This is a genomic window from Marinobacter bohaiensis (genome assembly GCF_003258515.1).
Classification (GTDB): domain Bacteria; phylum Pseudomonadota; class Gammaproteobacteria; order Pseudomonadales; family Oleiphilaceae; genus Marinobacter_A; species Marinobacter_A bohaiensis.
In genome coordinates, this window is the sequence record NZ_QGEH01000001.1 from 221,991 (window position 1) to 241,240 (window position 19,250).

14 protein-coding genes are annotated in these 19,250 nt (G+C 64.4%); 11 read left to right on the forward strand and 3 right to left on the reverse strand.

The window, feature by feature from the left end; translation table 11 throughout:
- Position 1: 1 nt before the first annotated feature.
- Together DKK67_RS00980 and DKK67_RS00985 are read left to right on the forward strand one after the other, a co-directional pair.
- Complete coding sequence (locus tag DKK67_RS00980) at positions 2 to 1,201, forward strand: tetratricopeptide repeat protein (RefSeq protein ID WP_111493522.1); 1,200 nt, start codon at positions 2 to 4, stop codon at positions 1,199 to 1,201.
- A gap of 34 nt (positions 1,202 to 1,235) precedes the next feature.
- Positions 1,236 to 3,245: a PhoX family protein gene (locus DKK67_RS00985; protein WP_111493524.1), complete on the forward strand. Its 2,010-nt coding sequence runs from the start codon at positions 1,236 to 1,238 to the stop codon at positions 3,243 to 3,245.
- Between the two features lie 625 nt (positions 3,246 to 3,870).
- On the opposite strand, the gene DKK67_RS00990 is transcribed toward DKK67_RS00985, so the two are convergent.
- Positions 3,871 to 6,120, reverse strand: coding sequence for an NADP-dependent isocitrate dehydrogenase (locus tag DKK67_RS00990; protein WP_111493526.1), 2,250 nt, complete (start codon positions 6,118 to 6,120; stop codon positions 3,871 to 3,873).
- 781 nt (positions 6,121 to 6,901) lie between these two features.
- Between DKK67_RS00990 and DKK67_RS00995 the strand changes: the two genes are divergently transcribed.
- From DKK67_RS00995 to DKK67_RS01020, 6 genes are all read left to right on the forward strand, one after another.
- The gene (locus DKK67_RS00995; protein WP_111493528.1) at positions 6,902 to 7,879 is read left to right on the forward strand and encodes a TAXI family TRAP transporter solute-binding subunit; all 978 of its coding nucleotides are present in this window, start codon (positions 6,902 to 6,904) and stop codon (positions 7,877 to 7,879) included.
- A 107-nt stretch (positions 7,880 to 7,986) separates the two neighbouring features.
- Positions 7,987 to 10,179 (forward strand): TRAP transporter permease, encoded by a 2,193-nt coding sequence (locus tag DKK67_RS01000; protein ID WP_111493530.1) that lies wholly within the window; start codon positions 7,987 to 7,989, stop codon positions 10,177 to 10,179.
- A 145-nt stretch (positions 10,180 to 10,324) separates the two neighbouring features.
- Complete coding sequence (locus tag DKK67_RS01005; protein ID WP_111493532.1) at positions 10,325 to 12,130, forward strand: sensor histidine kinase; 1,806 nt, start codon at positions 10,325 to 10,327, stop codon at positions 12,128 to 12,130.
- Entirely contained in the window at positions 12,127 to 13,479 is a 1,353-nt protein-coding gene (locus DKK67_RS01010; protein WP_111493534.1) for a sigma-54-dependent transcriptional regulator, read from the forward strand. The genes DKK67_RS01005 and DKK67_RS01010 overlap by 4 nt, the downstream gene beginning before the upstream one ends.
- Before the next feature lie 112 nt (positions 13,480 to 13,591).
- Positions 13,592 to 13,876 carry a YebG family protein gene (locus DKK67_RS01015; protein WP_111493536.1) on the forward strand — a complete coding sequence of 95 codons (285 nt, stop codon included), beginning with the start codon at positions 13,592 to 13,594 and terminating at the stop codon, positions 13,874 to 13,876.
- Positions 13,877 to 13,882: 6 nt separating this feature from the next.
- Positions 13,883 to 14,350: an META domain-containing protein gene (locus tag DKK67_RS01020; protein ID WP_111493538.1), complete on the forward strand. Its 468-nt coding sequence runs from the start codon at positions 13,883 to 13,885 to the stop codon at positions 14,348 to 14,350.
- Between the two features lie 5 nt (positions 14,351 to 14,355).
- Here the strand turns inward: DKK67_RS01020 and DKK67_RS01025 are convergent, their stop codons facing one another.
- Entirely contained in the window at positions 14,356 to 14,901 is a 546-nt protein-coding gene (locus tag DKK67_RS01025) for a YaeQ family protein (protein ID WP_111493540.1), read from the reverse strand.
- A gap of 207 nt (positions 14,902 to 15,108) precedes the next feature.
- Between DKK67_RS01025 and DKK67_RS01030 the strand changes: the two genes are divergently transcribed.
- From DKK67_RS01030 to DKK67_RS01040, 3 genes are all read left to right on the forward strand, one after another.
- Entirely contained in the window at positions 15,109 to 15,906 is a 798-nt protein-coding gene (locus DKK67_RS01030; protein ID WP_111493542.1) for an SDR family oxidoreductase, read from the forward strand.
- 103 nt (positions 15,907 to 16,009) lie between these two features.
- Entirely contained in the window at positions 16,010 to 17,518 is a 1,509-nt protein-coding gene (locus DKK67_RS01035; protein WP_204355697.1) for a DUF1254 domain-containing protein, read from the forward strand.
- Positions 17,519 to 17,586: 68 nt separating this feature from the next.
- Positions 17,587 to 18,144 carry a nucleoside 2-deoxyribosyltransferase gene (locus DKK67_RS01040; RefSeq protein ID WP_162628705.1) on the forward strand — a complete coding sequence of 186 codons (558 nt, stop codon included), beginning with the start codon at positions 17,587 to 17,589 and terminating at the stop codon, positions 18,142 to 18,144.
- Here DKK67_RS01040 and DKK67_RS01045 read toward each other — a convergent pair.
- Positions 18,141 to 19,112, reverse strand: coding sequence for a ketopantoate reductase family protein (locus tag DKK67_RS01045; protein WP_111493548.1), 972 nt, complete (start codon positions 19,110 to 19,112; stop codon positions 18,141 to 18,143). The two genes, DKK67_RS01040 and DKK67_RS01045, sit on opposite strands and share 4 nt — an antisense overlap.
- Positions 19,113 to 19,250 lie beyond the last annotated feature (138 nt).

Here is a 19,250-nt window from a genome sequence, read left to right on the forward strand (position 1 = left end):
GATGACGCCTTCCCGTTGGCTGGCCTGCGTCGCCGGCCTCCTGCTGCTGCTCGGGACGACGCCGACCCAGGCCCAGGCAAACGCCATGCGCGAGTCGGTGTACAACGGCCTGGAAAAGGCCCGCGACCAGGTCGGCCAGTCGCGGTACCCGGCGGCGATGGCCGCGCTGGAGCGCCTGGCCGGACTGGACGACCTGAGCGGCTACGAGCGGGCCCAGATCCTCAACCTGCAGGGCTATGCCCTGAGCCGGCAGGGCCGCTCGGCCGTGGCGGTCAAACGCTACGAACGCCTGGTGGCCATCCCCGGCTTGCCCGACGCCCTGCTCCAGAGTGCCCGGCGCAACCTGGCGCAGCTCGCTTACCAGCTCGAGCGCTACGAACAGGCCCTGAACTGGCTGGATGCGCTGCCGCCGTCGGTGCTGGCAGACGACATCCCGCTCCAGCGCCTGCGTGCCCATTGTCTCTACCTGCTGGAGGCGTACGCCGACGCCGCCGCTCAACTGGAGAAAACCGTCGCCCAGCAACCCGAGGAAGCATCCCTCAACCTGTTGCGCGCGGCTTACCAGCAGTTGGGGGACTACGCGTCCGCCGCCGACACCCTGGAACGGTTGGTCGACCGCTACCCCAAAACCGACTACCTGCGCGCGCTCGCCACCCTGTACGGGATGCTCGACCAGCCGCGCCGGCAGCTGGGCCTATTGGCGTCGTTGCACAGCCAGGACGCCCTCGATGCCCCGCAAGAGTGGCAGGCGCTGGCCAGTTTGTACCTGCAGCAGGACATGCCCTGGCGCGCGGCGCGGCTGATGGCCTCCGGCATCGAGCGCGGCCAGCTTGCAGCCAGCGTCGAGAACCGCCGCTACCTGGCCCAGGCCTGGTTCCAGGCCAACGAGAACGATCAGGCGTTGGCCGTGTTGGAGGATCTGGCCCGATCCACCGACGACGGCGCCGCCGAGATGCTGATGGGGCGCACCTACCTGCGCCAGTTGCGCTGGGCCGAGGCCGCCGGGGCCTTCGAACAGGCCCTGGCGGAACAGGTGGACGACCGGGCCCGCGCCAACCTGCTGCTGGGCGTGGCCCGCCTGCGCGCGAATCGACTCGAGGCGGCCCGCCAGGCGCTGGCCCGGGCCGCCAACGACCCTTCAACCCGATCCGCGGCGCAGCAATGGCTGACGTTCCTCGACCAACGCGTCGCCGCCCACTAACGCGAGTCGGCCCGAGCCGAACAAGGAGACCCTGATGAGCCTGATCCATTCGAACCCCGCGTCCGACGCGGATTATCACGACGCCATCGAGCGTGTGGACGACACGCCGGACCACACCAGCGCCGAGCCAGGTCTGGACCAGGTGATCGGCCGCTCCCGCCGCCGGTTCCTGCAGGGTGGCCTGGGCGCCGCGGTGGGCGCTTTCTTCCTGGGCGGTGTGCCGGCGCCGCGCGCCGAGGCGGCCCAGGCGCACACCCTGTTCCCGGGGCTGGCGGATGGCCACATCGGTTTCAAACCGCTGCCACCAATGCTGGATCCGGATTTCGACCGTGTGCGGGTGCCGGACGGCTACCGGGCCGAACGCTTTTTCTCCTGGGGCGATCCGGTGGTGAAGGGCGCGACCGCATGGAAGGCCGATGCGTCCGACGACTGGCGTGCCCAGGCCGAACAGGCCGGCCAGAACAACGACGGCATGGCCTACTTCCCGTTTCCGGAGGCGCCCAACGACCACGGCCTGCTGGTGATGAACCACGAGTACATCAACCCGACCCTGCATCCCGGCGGCTTTACGTCCAGCGCGTCGGACGATGGTCGTATCAGCCGGCCCGAAGCGGAGGTGAAGAAGGAACAGGCCGCTCACGGCGTGAGCGTGATCGAGGTGCGCCGCGACGCGGACGGCCATTGGCAGCAGGTCAGCGATTCCCGCTTCGGACGCCGCATCACCGCCACCACACCCATCGCCATCAGCGGACCGATGCGTGGCGCGGAGGCCATGAAAACCGCCAGTGATCCCGCCGGCGAGACCATTCTCGGCACCCTCAACAACTGCTCCATGGGCGCCACGCCCTGGGGCACCTATCTGGCCTGCGAGGAGAACTGGAAGAATTACTTCGTCAATCGCGACCCCGAGGATTACGCGCACCGCATCGGTCATAAGCGCTACGGCGTGGCCAGTGGCCAGAACAGCGAGTACTACGCCTGGGAAAGCGTGGATGCCCGCTTCAACGCCACGCCCGACGACGACCAGCCGCACCAGGGCCACGTCAACGAGACCAACCGTTTCGGCTGGGTGGTGGAGATCGATCCGTTCGATCCGGACAGCCAGCCGCGCAAATGCACGGCCATGGGCCGGCTGGTCCGCGAGTGCGCCACGGTGGCGGTGGACGACGACGGCACCATGGCTGTCTATTCCGGCGACGACACCCGGGGTGAGTACGTCTACAAGTACGTGCCCGCCGGCCGCTATCGCCAGGGCGACACGGCGGGTCAGCGTCGACTGCTCGACGAAGGTACCTTGTACGTGGCGGTGTTCCATGAAGACGGCCGCGGCGAATGGCGCGCCCTGCGCCACGGTAACCTGGGGCTGACCGCCCGCAACGGCTTCCTCAGCCAGCAGGACGTGCTGGTCAACGCCCGCGCGGCGGCGGACGTGCTGGGGGCGACGCCCATGGACCGGCCGGAATGGGTGGCGGTGCACCCCCACTCGAAAGACGTCTACGTGACCCTGACCAACAACAAGCATCGCGGCAACAAACCGGACCAGCCGGTGGACGCCGCCAACCCGCGCCCGACCAACCTGCACGGCCAGATCGTGCGCTGGCGCGAGCAGGGCGGTCGGCTGGACGCCACCGAATTCACCTGGGAGGTATTCCTGTTGGCCGGCGACCGGCCTGAAGCGGGCAGCCCGGACCACCTGACCGGCACCATCAAAGGGGACATCTTCTCCTCGCCGGACGGTCTCTGGTTCGATCCGCAAGGGCGGCTCTGGATCCAGACCGACTATGGCGATGACGACGCGCAGAACGCCAACATGGGAACCAACCAGATGCTGTGCGCCGATCCCGCCACCCGCGAGGTGAAGCGATTCCTGGTGGGGCCGCGCGGTTGCGAGGTCACCGGCGTCACTGGCACGCCGGACGGGCGCACCCTGTGGGTCAACATCCAGCATCCCGGCGGCAGCTTCCCGGCCTCCGACGGCCAGACCCGGCCCCGGTCGTCGACGATGCTGGTGACCAGGGACGATGGCGGGGTGATCGGGACCTGAGTTCTTGGGAGATCGTCGGGCCCTTCTTCCGGGAAGGCAACGGCCACGCGCCCTCGTCGCCGAAGCTTGAGCTTCGGAGCCGGCGGAAGCCTGCCGGAGGGCTTGTGCCGGGCCGTAGGTCAGGGCAGGCCGCTGGCCTGCTCGGAAGCTGAAGCGCCCGCTACATGGACGGAGTTCACTGCCGTTCTGGTGGATTGTGTCGGCATGGTGTGGATGAGCTTGAGGCGAAGGTTCTAATGTGGCCGAAGCTTGAGCTTCGGAGCGGGCGTAAGCCTGCCGGAAGGCTTGTGCCGGGCCGTAGGTCAGGGCAGGCCGTTGGCCTGCTCGGAAGCTGAAGCTCCCGCTACATGGACGGAGTTCGCTGCCGTTCTGGTGGATTGTGTCGGCATGGCATGGTGTGGATAAGCTTGAGGCGCAAGCTCTAATGTAGCCGAAGCTTGAGCTTCGGAGCGGGCGTAAGCCTGCCGGAGGGCTTTTGCCAGGCCGGAGACCGGGGCAGGCCATTGGCCTGCTCGGAAGCTGAAGCTCCCGCTACATGGACGGAGTGTTCCTGATTTGGAAGTACGGCAGACACAAAAAAGCCCGGTCGGGTTTCCCCGGCCGGGCTTTCTGTTTCAGACGGCGCTTACGAGTTCTTGGCCGCTTCGCCTGCCTTGGCGAGGATGCCGTTGAGCGTTTCGCTCGGCTGCATCACGGCGCAGACCTTGTCGGACGGCGCGTGGTAGTAGCCGCCGATGTCCGCCGAATTGCCCTGGATGACGGTCATCTCTTCCAGGATCTTGTCCTTGTTGGACTCCAGCTCCTTGGACAGGCTGGCGAAGAAGTCGCGCAGCTTGGGATCCTCGTCCTGCTTGGACAGAGCTTCCGCCCAGTAGCGGGCCAGGTGGAAGTGGCTGCCGCGGTTGTCCAGCTCGCCGGTCTTGCGTGACGGCGACTGGTTGTTTTCCAGCAGGCGCTCGGTGGCCTTGTCCAGGGTCTGGCCCAGCAGACGGGCGCGGGCGTTGTCTTCCTTCTCGCCCAGCTCGTCCAGGGAGACCGCGATGGCCAGGAACTCGCCCAGGGAATCCCAACGCAGGTGGTTTTCCTCGATCAGCTGCTGTACGTGCTTGGGCGCGGAACCGCCGGCGCCGGTTTCGTACAGGCCACCGCCGTTGAGCAGCGGCACGATGGACAGCATCTTGGCGCTGGTGCCCAGTTCGAGGATCGGGAACAGGTCGGTCAGGTAGTCACGCAGCACGTTGCCGGTCACGGAGATGGTGTCCAGGCCGCGGATCAGGCGCTCCATGGTCCAGCGGATGGCGCGGACCGGGGACATGATGCGGATGTCCAGGCCGTCGGTGTCGTGATCCTTGAGGTAGGCCTCGACCTTCTTGATCAGCTGCGCGTCGTGGGCACGCTCATCGTCCAGCCAGAACACCGCCGGCATGCCGGTGGCGCGGGCGCGGTTGACGGCCAGCTTGACCCAGTCGCGGATCGGCAGGTCCTTGGTCTGGCAGGCGCGCCAGATGTCGCCCTTCTCGACGTTGTGCTCGGTCAGGACGGTGCCGTCGGCATCGACGATGCGCACGGTGCCGTCTTCGGGGATTTCGAAGGTCTTGTCGTGGGAGCCGTACTCTTCGGCCTTCTGCGCCATCAGGCCCACGTTCGGCACGGTGCCCATCTTGGTCGGGTCGAAGGCGCCGTGGGTCTTACAGAAGTTGATCACTTCCTGGTAGATGGTGGCGTAGGTGGACTCCGGCATGACCGCCTTGGTGTCCTTCAGCTTGCCGTCGCGGGCCCACATCTTGCCGGAGTTACGGATCATGGCCGGCATGGAAGCGTCGACGATCACGTCACTGGGCACGTGCAGGTTGGTGATGCCCTTGACGGAATCGACCATGGCGATTTCCGGACGGTGCTCGTAGCAGGCGTGCAGGTCTTCCTGGATTTCTTCCTGCTTGGACTCCGGCAGCTGCTTGATCTTCTCGACGACGGAAGACAGGCCGTTGTTCGGGTTGACGCCGATCTCGTCGAACAGGTCGCCGTACTTGTCGAACAGCTCCTTGTAGAAAATCTTCACCGCGTGACCGAACACGATTGGGTGGGAGATCTTCATCATGGTCGCCTTGACGTGCAGGGAGAACATGACACCGGTGTTCTGGCAGTCCTCGATGGCGTCGGCGAAGAACTTGCGCAGCGCCTTGCAGCTCATGAACATGCCGTCGAGCACTTCGCCTTCCTGCAGGGCCAGGTCGGACTTCAGCACGGTCTGCTTGCCGGCCTTGTTCTCGAAGACGATGTTGACGCTGGTGGCCTTGTCCAGGGTCAGGGACTGTTCGCTGGAGTAGAAGTCACCACCGCGCATGTGGGCCACGTGGGTACGTGACGCCGGGCTCCATTCGCCCATGCTGTGCGGGTACTTGCGGGCGAACGCCTTGACCGCGGCCGGGGCGCGACGGTCGGAGTTGCCTTCCCGCAGGACCGGGTTAACGGCACTGCCCAGGACCTTGGCGTAACGCGCGGTGACGTCCTTCTCCTCGTCGGTCTCCGGGTGTTCCTTGTACTCGGGAACGTCGAAGCCCTGCTCGTTCAGCTCCTTGATCGCCGCGCGCAGCTGCGGAATAGAGGCACTGATGTTCGGCAGCTTGATGATGTTGGCGTGCGGGTTCTTGGTGTATTCACCCAGCTCGGCCAGGTGGTCCGGCACTTTCTGGTCGTCGTTCAGACGCTCCGGGAAAGCCGCCAGGATACGGGCCGCCAGGGAAATGTCGCTGGTTTCGAAGTCGATGCCGGCCGGCTTGGCAAAGGTCTCCAGGATCGGCAGGAGAGAGCGGGTGGCCAGGGCGGGAGCTTCGTCCGTCAGGGTATAGATAATCTTGGATTTGGATTCTGTCATGTTTCGTCTTCAGGTCGTCGTTGTGGGTCAGGACGGATGGTTCAGATGCGGCCTTGTGGGCTGCATCCGCTGGTAGTCATCAGGGTGAACCGGGGAGCTGTTCAGAAACTCCCAGTACCAGGAAACCGCTGAAAACGTCCTGCCCGACGCGGGAAAACGTCAGGGCGTTTTCAGAGACTCCCTACACTTCGGACCACCCCCATTCGTACCATAACTGCCGTCGGTTTGTTCACGTTACGCGTAATCTAGTAGCCAAACGTATAGGTCGCAAACAGCTACACGTTGTCGCATTCCTTGACTGGGACAGGCCTCATTGCCCGTACAGGATGGCGTCAAGAGATGACGCGCCGGTTGTGGCCGGATCCGGTCTGTCAGGGGGACAGCGCTGTCCGTGACAGGCTTTCGGGGGATGGTGCTTGGGATCCGGTGTCGCCAACCGGAGTCGTATTGTAGCGAAAACAGCGCATTTTGGGGATGGGGTTGGCTGAACGGCCGGTAATTGGCCTTTGCCAAGGTCATGTCTTTGCCGAATCCATGTGTGGGTTTCTACCCATTGGCCCGGAAAGTCTGGGTGAAATGTCACCCATTGGCGGTGAGTGGTCTATTATGCCCATAGCCTGCCAGGCCCGAAAAGTCGCGAATTCTACTGACCTGGCCCGTTGCTTGCTGAGCTACTGACTGCTGATAGAGGACCTGCGCAGGCCTCGAAGATTCACGTCGTCGGAGCTGGCTGTTCCGGCGCGTCATGCATAACGACAATGACAGTACAGGAGTAAGAATAATGAAAGCGCAATCCCTGCTGGCGGCGACGTTCGCCTCTGCACTGATCGTATCCGGTTCCGTTTCGGCCCAGGATCGTTCCGACTGGCCGGAAAAATTCACCGTTGGCACGGCGAGTCAGGGCGGTACCTATTTCGCCTACGGTTCGGGCTGGGCGCACTACATCTCCGAAAGCCTGGGCGTGTCCGGCGGTGCTGAAATCACCGGTGGCCCGATGCAGAACATGGCGCTGGTCCACACCGGCGACCTGAAGTTCGGCCTGACCACCCTGGGGCCCGCCCAGGAATCCATCGACGGCAACAGCCCGTTGGCGCCGGGAATGAAGATGGACAACGTCTGTGCCATGTTCCCCATGTACCAGACCCCGTTCTCCGTCACGGCCCTGTCCAGCTCTGGTATCACCTCCATCTCCGACATTCCGGATGGCGCCAAGATCGGTTTCGGCCCGGCCGGCTCCACCTCGGACACCTACTTCCCGAAGATGATGGATACCCTGGGCGTGAACTACGAGCGTCGTAACGGCAGCTGGTCCGACCTCGGCGGTCAGCTCCAGGACGGCCTGATCGACGTGGTGGCGTTTGCCGCCGGTATTCCCATCCCGGCCGTGAGCCAGCTGGAAGTCCAGACTGACGTCAACATCATCGGCATGACCGACGCCGAGCGTCAGAAGATCATCGACAACTTCCCGGTGGCCGAGTTCAACATTCCGTCCGGTACCTACCAGTCGCTGGAAGGCGAGTCCCACGTGGTTTCCATGTGGAACTTCTCCATCGTCAACTGTGATATGCCGGAAGACTTTGTCTACGAGATCACCAAGCTGACCATGGAAAACAACGACAAGATGGTAGGCATCCACAAGGCCGCCAAGTCCACCATCCCCGAGAACTACAGCAAGAACACCGTTCTGCCGTGGCACCCGGGTGCGGCTCGTTGGTTCAATGAGAACGGCTACGACATCGACGATAGCCAGATCAAGTAAGCGTTCCACGGGAATCGTGACTTGACCGGACCGGCCACGAGGCCGGTCCTTTTCTTCAGGCTGTTGGCCGCCTTCCGGCCACTCTTCTTTCCCGATCAGGTTGCATCATGACTACTGATAACTCCAACAAGGATCAGGCGCCGGTCAACCCGGACGACGATCACATGCTGGCCCATGGAGTGGACGACGAACCGGTTGAACCCAATCGCCGACTCTACTCCGGCTGGGTGCTGAAGGTGGTGAGCGCGCTCGCCATTCTGTACTCGGCGTTTCACCTGTACACCCTGAACATCGCGCCCCTGGAAACCTGGTCGTTCCGTATCGTCCACGTGTGCGGCGCGCTGATTCTCGGCTTCATCCTCTACACCGGCGCGCGTTTCGTGTCCGAGCAGGAGGGCGAAGCCCGTCATCGCTGGACCACCTGGCTGGCCGCCGTCTTCCTGTTGCCGGCCCTGTACGTCCTGTACCAGACGTTCAATTTCCACCAGATGATTGCCGGCGGCACCATGCGCCTGCCGCCGGAGCTGGAAACCTGGCACTTTGGCTGGCCGCTGCTGGCCGCCACCGCCGGCGGTATCGTGCTGAGCTGGTTCCACCAGCGCCAGCGCTCGCTGTTCAGCCTGCCGGACCTGGTGCTGATCCTGTGTTCCGTGGCCAGCGCGGTCTACTTCCTGGAGGTCTACAACACCTCCATGCGCATGAGCACGGGCACCTCGTTTGCGCCCATCGGCATTTCCTTCGCGGCCATTGCCGGCACCGCCCTGATCATGGAAATGACCCGCCGGGTCGCCGGTCTGGCGCTGGTGGTCATCGCCCTGATCTTCCTCGGCTACGTCTTCGCTGGGCCTTACATGCCGGGCTTCCTGGGGTATCCGGGGCTGTCGGTGCAACGTTTCTTCAGCCAGGTCTACACCGACGCCGGCGTACTGGGGCCGACCACGGCGGTGTCCTCCACCTACATCATCCTGTTCATCATCTTTGCCGCCTTTCTGCAGGCGTCGAAAGTCGGTGATTACTTCGTCAACTTCGCCTTCGCCTGCGCCGGTCGCTCCCGCGGCGGCCCCGCCAAGGTGTCGATTTTCGCCTCCGGCCTGATGGGCATGATCAACGGCACCAGTGCCGGTAACGTGGTCTCCACCGGCTCGCTGACCATCCCGCTGATGAAACGGGTGGGCTACAGCAAGCAGACTTCCGGCGCGGTGGAAGCCGCCGCCTCCACCGGCGGGCAGATCATGCCGCCGATCATGGGCGCCGGCGCCTTCATCATGGCCGAGATTACCGGCATCCCGTACACCGAGATCGCCATCGCCGCGATCATCCCGGCGATCCTGTACTTCGCCTCGGTGTTCTTCATGGTGGACTTCGAGGCCGCCAAGCTGGGCATGCGTGGCATGCGCTCCGATGAGCTGCCCAAGCTGTCGAAGCTGATCAAGCAGATCTACCTGTTCGTGCCCATCGTCATCCTGGTGGTGGCGCTGTTCATGGGCTATTCGGTGATCCGCGCCGGCACCCTGGCCACCGTGTCCGCGGTGGTGGTGAGCTGGCTGTCGCCGCACAAGATGGGCATCCGCTCGATCCTGCACGCGCTGGAGCTGGCCGGCATCATGTCGATCCAGATCATCGCCGTGTGTGCCTGTGCCGGTGTCATCGTTGGTGTCATCTCGCTGACCGGCGTGGGCGCGCGTTTCTCCGCGCTGCTGCTGGGCGTGGCCGAGCACAGCCAGCTGCTGGCGCTGGTGTTCGCCATGTTCATTTCCATCCTGCTGGGGATGGGGATGCCGACGACGGCCGCCTACGCCGTGGCCGCCTCCGTGGTGGCGCCGGGTCTGGTGCAGTTGGGCATCGAGCCGCTGACCGCGCACTTCTTCGTGTTTTACTTCGCGGTGGTCTCGGCCATCACGCCGCCGGTGGCGCTGGCCTCCTACGCGGCGGCGGGGATATCCGGCGCCAACGCCATGCAGACGTCGGTGGCCTCGTTCCGCATTGGCCTGGCGGCGTTCATCGTGCCCTTCATGTTCTTCTACAACGGGGCATTGCTGATGGACGCCAGCTGGCTGGCCATCGGCCGCTCGCTGATCACTGCGGGTTTCGGTGTCTACCTGCTGTCCGGCGCCGTGCAGGGCTGGATTTTCCAGGCCTTCGCGCCCTGGTTCACCCGTCTCCTGCTGCTGTCGGCGGCGCTGCTGATGATTGCCGGTGGCTGGGTCTCCGACCTGGCGGGCATCGCGCTGGCCGTGGTCACCTACCTGCTGCAGAAGCAGCGGGGACCGGGGCATGGCCAGACAGCCGAGGCGTCCTGATTCCGGCGTGACCTCATGCCCGTCCCCGAACGACCGGTCGGCGTCAGCCGGCCGGTCGTTTCTTTTGCGCCTGCCGCTGCGCCGGCTATTGTTCCCATCCCGCCTCAAGAGTAGGCTTGCTCCGGACTTTCAGGAGCAGGCACCCATGACCTACCGACTCTGGGCCTTGCTGCTTTTCCTGTCGACGATGGGCGTGTGCTGGCTGCTGGGCGGTTGGGCCGGATACCGGATGCTGGAGCAGGAAGGGCAGGAGGAATCCTTTCGCTACAGCCAACTGGTGGCTAACGAGCTCAAGCGCTACCGGCCCATTCCCGAGTTGATGGCCGAGCATCCGCTGCTGGAAAGCGTGCTGCGCGAGCCGGGCGACCAGTCCCTGGTGCTGCAGGCCAACCAGGAAATGCAGCGCATGGCGGAAATCGTCGGTAGCTCCGACGTCTACCTGATGGACCGCACCGGCTACACCATCGCCGCCAGCAACTACCGTCGGCAGGACAGCTTCATCGGGCGTCAGTTCGATTACCGCCCGTATTTCCAGCAGGCCATGGCCAGCGGTGGCTCAGCGGTGTATTTCGCCCTGGGCACCACCTCCGATATCCGCGGGCTGTACTTCTCCCATCCGGTAAAAGCCACGGACGGCGGCATTCTGGGCGTGATTGCGGTGAAAGTGCAGGTGGACGAGCTGGAGTCCCAGTGGCAGCGGCCCGACCTGCTGCACGATTCGGAGATGGCGGTGCTCGACGGCGGCGGCATCAGCTTCCTGGCGAGCCGGGACAGCTGGCTGTACCGGGACTTCGAACCCGCCAGCCAGGCGCAGACACCCAACCTGCGCTATCCCAAGCGGGATCTGGCGCCCATACCCATCGAGACGCTGAGTCAGCCATGGGGCGTGTCCGACCGTTCGCGCAAAGTGCTGATTTCCGAAGGGGAAACGCCGGCGGAGTTCCTCAGTATCCGCTCGCCATTGCCCAAGATGGACTGGTCGCTGCAGGTGATGATCGGCACCCAGCCGGTGATGTGGATTCGCCTGCAGTTCCTGGTGGGGGGCTTCCTGGCCTTTATCGGCGTCTTCCTGACCTGGCTCTACCTGCGCGAGCGCTACCGGCGCGAGGCGGAGCTGGCCCAGCGCGGCGAACAACTGGAGCGACGCGTGGCGGAGCGTACCGCCGATCTGGAGAATTCCAACCGCCAGCTGCTGGAGGAAATCCGCCAGCGGGAAGAGGCGCAGAACGAACTCAAGGAAACCCAGCAGGAGCTGATCCAGGCGGCCAAACTGGCGGTGCTGGGGCAGATGTCGGCGGGCCTGAACCACGAGATGAACCAGCCGCTGACCGCGATCCAGACATACGCCCGCAACAGCCGGCGCTTCCTGGAGCGGGGCGAGGGCGCGATGGTGGACGCCAACCTGCAGGAGATCCAGAACCTGTGCCAGAAAATGGCGGAGATGACCCGCCAGTTCAAAGTGTTCGCGCGCAAGTCCGAGGGGCCGCCGGCGCCAGTGGACCTGCGCCAGTCGGTGGACGCCGCGCTCAAGATCATCGCTGCCCAGAGCAACAGCGAGGGCGTCGGTATCCGCTGGCAGCGACCGGACGATCCGGTCATGATCCACGGCGACCTGATCCGCATCGAGCAGGTGATGGTCAACCTGATTGCCAATGCCGTGCAGGCGGTCGAGGGCGCCGACCAGCCGGAGGTGCTGATCGACGTGCTGGCCGATGCCGACGGCTGGCAATGCCGGGTGCGGGATAACGGCACCGGCCTGCCGGCGGACACCGAGCAGGTGTTCGAACCTTTCTTTACCACCAAGTCGATGAAGCAGGGGCTCGGTCTGGGGCTGTCCATCTCCCGGCAGATCGTCGACGCCCTGGGCGGTACACTGACCGGACACAACCGCAGCGACGGACCCGGTGCCGAATTCATCCTCACCCTGACCCGACGGGAGGCCATGGAATGACAGACGCAGACGTACTCTTCATCGACGACGACGAGTCGATTCGCCAGGCCATGGCCCAGACCCTGGCGCTGGAGGACCTGAAGGTGGACTGCCACGCCGACGGTGCCTCGGGCCTGGCCGGCCTGGGGCCCGACTACGAAGGCGTGATCCTGTGCGACTACAACATGCCGGGCATGGACGGGCTGGAACTGCTGGACAAGGTCCAGGCCATGGACGACGCCATTCCCGTGATCATCCTCACCGGGCAGGGGGACATCAGTACCGCCGTGTCCGCCATGCAGCGCGGCGCCTACGATTTTATCGAGAAGCCGTTCGACCACGACGAACTGATCGAGCTGCTGCGCCACGCCCTGGAGAAACGCCACCTGGCCCTGGAAAACCGGCGCCTGAAGGCCCAACTGCGCCAGCTGGCCCGACCCGGCCCGCGCATCCTGGGGGATTCGCCCGCGATGCAGAAGGTGATCGCCACCGTCGAGCCGCTGCTGGACATCTCCGCCAACATCCTGATCCACGGCGAGACCGGTTCCGGCAAGGACGCGCTGGCGCGCTACATCCACGAGAACAGCCCGCGCAGCGCCCACAACTTCGTCGCCATCAACTGTGGCGCGGTGCCGGAGAACCTGATCGAGAGCGAGCTGTTCGGCCACGAGGCGGGGGCGTTTACCGGCGCGGACAAGCGCCGCATCGGCAAGATCGAACACGCCGACAAGGGCACTCTGTTCCTGGACGAAGTGGAGAGCATGCCCCTGGCGCTGCAGGTGAAGCTGCTGCGGGTACTGGAAGAGCGTAAGGTGGAACGGCTTGGGAGCAACACGCCACTGGACACCGACGTTCGGGTGATTGCCGCCACCAAGTCCGATCTGAAGGCGCTGAGCGATGCCGGCGACTTCCGCGCCGACCTCTACTACCGGCTCAACGTGGTCAAGGTGGACATCCCGTCCCTGCGCGAGCGTAAGGAAGACGTGCCGCTGCTGTTCCACCACTTCGTGCTGATCGCCGCGGCCCGCTACGACCGTGAGAGCGTGCCGCTGGATGCCGAGCAGGCGGCGCGCCTGATGCAGCACACCTGGCCCGGCAACGTGCGGGAGCTGCGCAACCTGGCCGAACGCTACGTGCTGCTGGGTCCGACGGCGCTGGAGGAAACCGGCACCGCGGTCACCGATAACGTGCCCGGCCGGCGCACCCTGGGCGAGATGATGGACGCCTTCGAGCGCTCCGCCATCGTCAGCGCCCTCAACGCCTGTCAGGGCAGCCTCAAGGACACCATGGTGCAACTGGGCATCGCCCGTAAGACCCTGTACGACAAGATGAAGAAGCACGGCCTGGACAAGGCCGAGTTCCGCGACTGACGTGTCGCTCTCTCGATACTGTTTTTATATACAGTAATTTACTGCTATGCTGCTCCGACGCGAGCGCCGGCGACCGATTGCTGCGCCGGCGATGACGACAGGAGATTGATTCATGGCAGTAAAAGCGCTGTACTTTTCAGAGAGGGACGGGCAGGCGATGGCACTGAAGCATCCGGATACCATGCTGTTTGCCAACAAGGCGGACGCCGACGCACGGGACAGGATGTTGGAACTGTCCGAGGAAATCATGGTATTTCTGCAGGGCCGGGTGGACGGACTGTCCGATGAGCTGGCCGAGCAATGCGCCCTGGCCATCGCCGAAGAGAAGGACCTGTTCCAGAAAGCCCTGAAGAAACCTTCCCTGCTCAACCAGGGCCGGGACGACACAACGGACTGATACCCCATGATGAAGGCGGCGCCCTATCTGCGCGTTCTGTTATTGCTGCTGGCCGGCTGCGTGATGTCGGCCTGCACCACGGTGCCGGCGGAAGAAGAAGCCGCTGAAGCTGAAATCACCTTTACCAACACCTTCTGGCGCCTGGCGCACGTGGGCGGTGAGAAGGTGGCGGCGGAGAACGGCGTGAACGCGCCCTACATCGTCTTCCTCGACGATGGCCGGGTGAACGGCTTCGCCGGCTGTAACGATTTTCGCGGCCGCTACGGCACCTTCGAAGGCCAGTTCCGCTTCGTCGAAATGGCCGCCACCCGCAAGATCTGCCCGGGCGAGCCGGTGGAGCCGGCGTTCATGAAAGCCATGCGCCAGACCGTGGCGGTGGACATCAAGGACGACGAGCTGTTGCTGCTCAATACCGAAGGGCAGCCGCTGGCGGTGTTCAAGGCGATGAAAAAACGTTTCCAGTCCGCCTTGTAACGGGGCTAGGGACGCGGGTAAAGCCGCTCCGGTTCGACCACCACAATCTGCTCGCCGTCGCCGATACTGGCCTGGCCATCCTGGATGGTGCACTGGAAGGTCATGGATCGCTCCGCCAGGGCGGCGAGCGCGTCCGCATCGTCGTCGTTGACCTGCAGGATGGTCAGGTTGTCGAAGCGGCTGACCTTGCCCGCCATCTTGTCCCACCACACCGGTACCGCCCGGCCGCCGTAGGCCAGGATTACCACCTGTTCCGACCTGCCGCAGGCCTTGCGGATACGGCTCTCATCCGGCAGCCCCAGCTCGATCCAGAGCTCGATCTCGTCACTCAGGCTTTTCCGCCACAGGTCCGGCTCGTCGTCCGTGCTCAGCCCCTTGGTGAAAGCGAGCGCTTCGTCAGCGTAATAGGCGAATGCCAGCAGTCGCAGCATCAGCCGCTCGTCCGTCTCCGACGGGTGCCGGGCCAGGGTCAGGGTATGGTCCGCGTAGTAGCCGCGATCCATATCCGCGATGTTGATGTGGGCTTTGAATACCGTGGACTTGAGCGCCATGGCCGGTCTCGCAGGGATAAGAGAAAGGCGGCTATTGTCGGCCAGTGGCGCGAGCGGGTAAAGCGAAAGCCTCGTTCAATGCGAAAAAATCGGATCGGTGGCGCTGTTCGGTTTTCTATTCCTTGGCGGTGGCCCACGCGATTAGGCGGCAAGGGCCGCCGTCGGGTACATTGGCGAAGCCGTTAAAAACCACAACAAGGAGCTTTCATGACGTCCCGAACCATCTGGATCACCGGCGCCTCGTCCGGCATCGGTGAAGCGCTGGCGATCCGCTTTGCCCGGGAGGGCGCCAACCTGGTTCTGTCCGCGCGGCGCGAGGATGAACTGAAACGCGTCGAAGCCCGTTGCCTGGACGCCGGGCTGCACGCCGATCAGGTGCTGGTGCTGCCGCTCGACGTGACCGACTGGGAATCCCTGCCGGGGGCAGTGTCCCGGGTGACGGCGCAATTCGGCTCTATCGACCTGCTGATCAACAACGCCGGCGTGTCCCAGCGCTCGTTGTGCAAGGACACGGACATGAGTGTCTACCGCAAGTTGATGGACGTGGACGTGATGGGGCAGATCGCCCTGACCAAGGCCGTGCTGCCGGACATGCTGGAACGCGGTTCCGGCCACATCGCGGTAACCGCCAGCGTTGCGGGCAAGGTGGGCGTGCCCCAGCGCACCGGCTACTGCGCCGCCAAACACGCCGTGATGGGCTTCTTCGACGCGCTGCGGGCGGAAGTGGAGGACGCCGGCGTGCACGTGTCCACCATCGTGCCCGGCTTCATCCGTACCTCGATTGCCGAGAACGCCCTGGCCGCCGATGGGTCGGCTTTCGGACAGGTCGACGACGACATCGCCGGCGGCATGGACGTGGACGAGTGCGCCGAGGTGGTGGTCAAGGGGCTGAACGCGAAGACGCGTGAAATCCCGGTCGGCAAGGGCAAGGAAATGGCGGCTTTGTGGGTCAAGCGGATCGCGCCGGAAATGCTGTTCAGGCTCACCAAAGGCCGCAATGGGTAAGCGTTTGTAATGCTTCCGAAAACTGGCGGTGGCGAATTCTTTGTCTAGACTTTGTCCAGAGTGGGGCGCTGCAAGGACCTCGGGCGCTCACGATGCTCCCGCATTGACCGCACCCTCAAGACGACAAGGATGGACGATGAAACGCCACTTCAACACGCTGCTCGGCTCAGCGCTTTTCATGATGATGCTCACCCCCGCCGCGCAAGCGGCGCAAGACGGTGGGCAGGTGCCTCCTCCGCAATCCGCCAGCGATGTGCCTGAACCCGTGTCCGGCGCGCCTCTCGCCCCGGAGTACGCGTCGGCCATCGGTCGAATGGCGTACGTCTGGGGCTGGCCGCTGGTGAACATGCACAACCGCCAGACGCTGTTCGCCACCGCGCCGAAACCCGGGCTTCTGGGCGGCGTCCTGCCTGTTGCGCCGCTGAACCAGGTCAGCATGCTGTCGGACTATTTGCGACCGGAACAGCGCTTTGTTACCTCGCCCAATCAGGATGTGGTCTATGGGGCCGGCTTCCTCGCGCTTGATCAGGATGCGGTCGTGGTTCAGGTGCCCGATTTCGGCGACCGCTTCTGGGTCTATCAGGTTGTCGACCAGCGGTCGGATTCGTTTGCGGCGATGGGGATCCAGTACGGTACCGAACCCGGTCATTACCTGCTGGTCGGGCCGGACTGGGACGGTGAAACGCCGGACGGGATCAAGGGGGTTTTTCACTCCCAGACCCATCTCGGCGCGGTCTTTCCCCGCATCTTTATGGATGACACCGCAGAAGACCGGGAAGCAATCCAGCCCCTCATCGATCAGGTGATGGCCTATCCGCTGGCCGCGTACACCGGCGAGATGAAAACCACGGACTGGTCGGAATCGCCCACCATCCCGAACCCCAACGAGGGCGGCGATGGCGAAACCCAGTGGGTTGTGCCCGAGGAGTTCTTCAAGGTCCTGCCGGAGGTGCTGGCTGAAACCCCGCCGCTGCCGGGAGAGGAAGGTATTTACGCGACGGTGCGGCAGGTGCTGGACGCCGCCGCGGACGATCCCGATTTGATGGAGGCGCTGACGCAAACGGCGGTAGAGACCGAAGAGCAGGTCATCTCGGACATGTTCGAGTTCCGCAATAACGGCGTCGATGCGGGCAACGGCTGGCGGACGCAGCAGAACGCGGCTCGCTTCGGCTACGACTACTTCCAGCGTACCGCAACGGCCAAGGGCAACATGTTCTCGAACGTGCCCCAGGAAACGATGTATTTCGGGGCCGATTTCGACAGCACTGGCGATCGGCTTGATGGCGCCGGGAACTACACCGTTACCTTCCCCGCCGGGCAGTTGCCGCCGGTCAACGGTTTCTGGTCGCTGACCCTCTATAACGAACAGCATTTCTTCTACCCGAACGAGCTCGACCGCTTCTCGCTGGGCACGAAGAACAAGTCCCTCGTCACCAACGACGACGGCAGCCTGACGATCTACGTCCAGAATGAGAATCCCGGCGGTGAGCGCGAGGCCAACTGGCTGCCGGCGCCCGAGGACCACTTCTCGCTGTACATCCGGGCGTACTGGCCGAAGGAGGCGATCACGAACGGCGACTGGACTCCCCCGACCATTGAGCCGGCGGACTGAACGTGAATCGACGAAGTGAGCCTGTTTCAGAAACACGCCCTGAATGGCGATCGGCGGAGGTGGCAGCGGTGACGCCAGCGACGGTTTATCTGGCCGGCCCGGAAGTCTTCTTTCCGGAGCCGGTGCGTGCGCACGTCGACCGGCGCAAGAAAGCTGTCCTGCACGCGGCGGGGCTGGAAGGCCTGTCGCCGTCCGACAACGTGTTACCGGATGGCGTGGACGACCCGGCGCAGTGGATCTACGACGCCAACCGGGATCTGATGCAACAGGCCTCGGCGCTGATCGCCAACCTCACGCCGTTTCGCGGTCCCAGCGCCGATGCCGGGACCGTTTACGAGCTGGGCTACATGCTGGCGCTGGGCAAGCCGTCGATGGGCTTTTCGGTTTGCGCCACGCCGTACAATCAGCGGGTGGGACCGGGCGATACCGATGCCAACGGCGCCGCCATCGAACCCTTTGGCCTGGCCGACAACCTGATGCTCGACTGCGGGCTGGCGCGGGCCGGAGGCGCCCTGCTGTGCGGCGATCTGGCCCATCGCCCGGCGGGGTTTGACCCCGCCGACTGCTTCGACGAGGCCCTGTTCCGCCGGGCCGTGGATCAGTTGAAAAGGCTGCTGTCGGCCTAGTTCGCTTCCCGCTGTTTCAACAGCTCACGCATGCGCAGGGTCACCAGCATGGTGTTGAGGTGCGGCACCGCCACGCCGTGTTGTTCGGCGATGGCCACCACGTTGCCCAGCACCGCGTCCAGCTCGATGGGCCGGCCGTTCAGGTAGTCCAGCGCCATGCTGTTCTTGTAGGCGGTCATCTTGCGGGTGCCGGCGATCTGCTTGTCGATGATGTCCCGGTCCATGGGGTAGCCGTCGGCTTCCGCCACCTGGATCACTTCCTCGGTCAGCGCCCGGATCAGATCCTCACCGCCCTCGCTGTCGAGGATGGTGTCGGTGTCGGCGCCGCCGGCCAGTACCGACAGCGGGTTGAACGGGGTGTTCCACAGGCACTTTTTCCAGCGTTCGCCCACCACCGTTTCCGTCAGCTTGACCTTGATCCCGCCGTCGTCGAACAGCCCCGCCAGCGTCTGACAGTCTTCACCGATGCCCTCGGGGAATTGTCCCATCACCAGCCGGCCGTAGGAGTTGTGGTGCACCTGGCCGGGTCCCACGCGGCTCACGCCGATAAACGCCAGGCAGCTGATGATCGGATTCTGCGGGTAGGCGTCGGCGATCTCGCGCTCGATGTCCAGGCCGTTCTCGATCAGTACGATGCGGGTCTTGTCCCCCAGCCAGGGGCGGATCAACGCGGCCCGGTCTACGCCCGGCAGTACCTTCACGCAGAGGATCAGGTAGTCGGGGGCGGCGGCCGGCGAGTCGCCGTCGCGGTAGACGTGATCGGGGTGGTAGGACAGGTCGCCCAGTTCACTCTCGATCTGGATGCCGTTGGCGACCACGGCGTCGTACTCGGATCGCATAACCACGCTCACCGGGCAGCCGGCCCGCTTGAGGATGGCGCCGTAGAAGCTGCCGATGGCGCCGGCGCCGACGATCAGGACACTGGGCTTGTCGGACCCGGCGGTTGCTGGCTTGGTTGGTTCTGACACGGTGAGTGACTCCTTACAATCGCTGAATGAATCGGCCTGCGGTTGGGGCAGGCGACGTCACACCATCCTGGGACGGCGTGCGTTCCGGTGTCTGTGCGGAGGCGAGCTGGGTGGCATCCTGACGGGGTGGCAACCGAT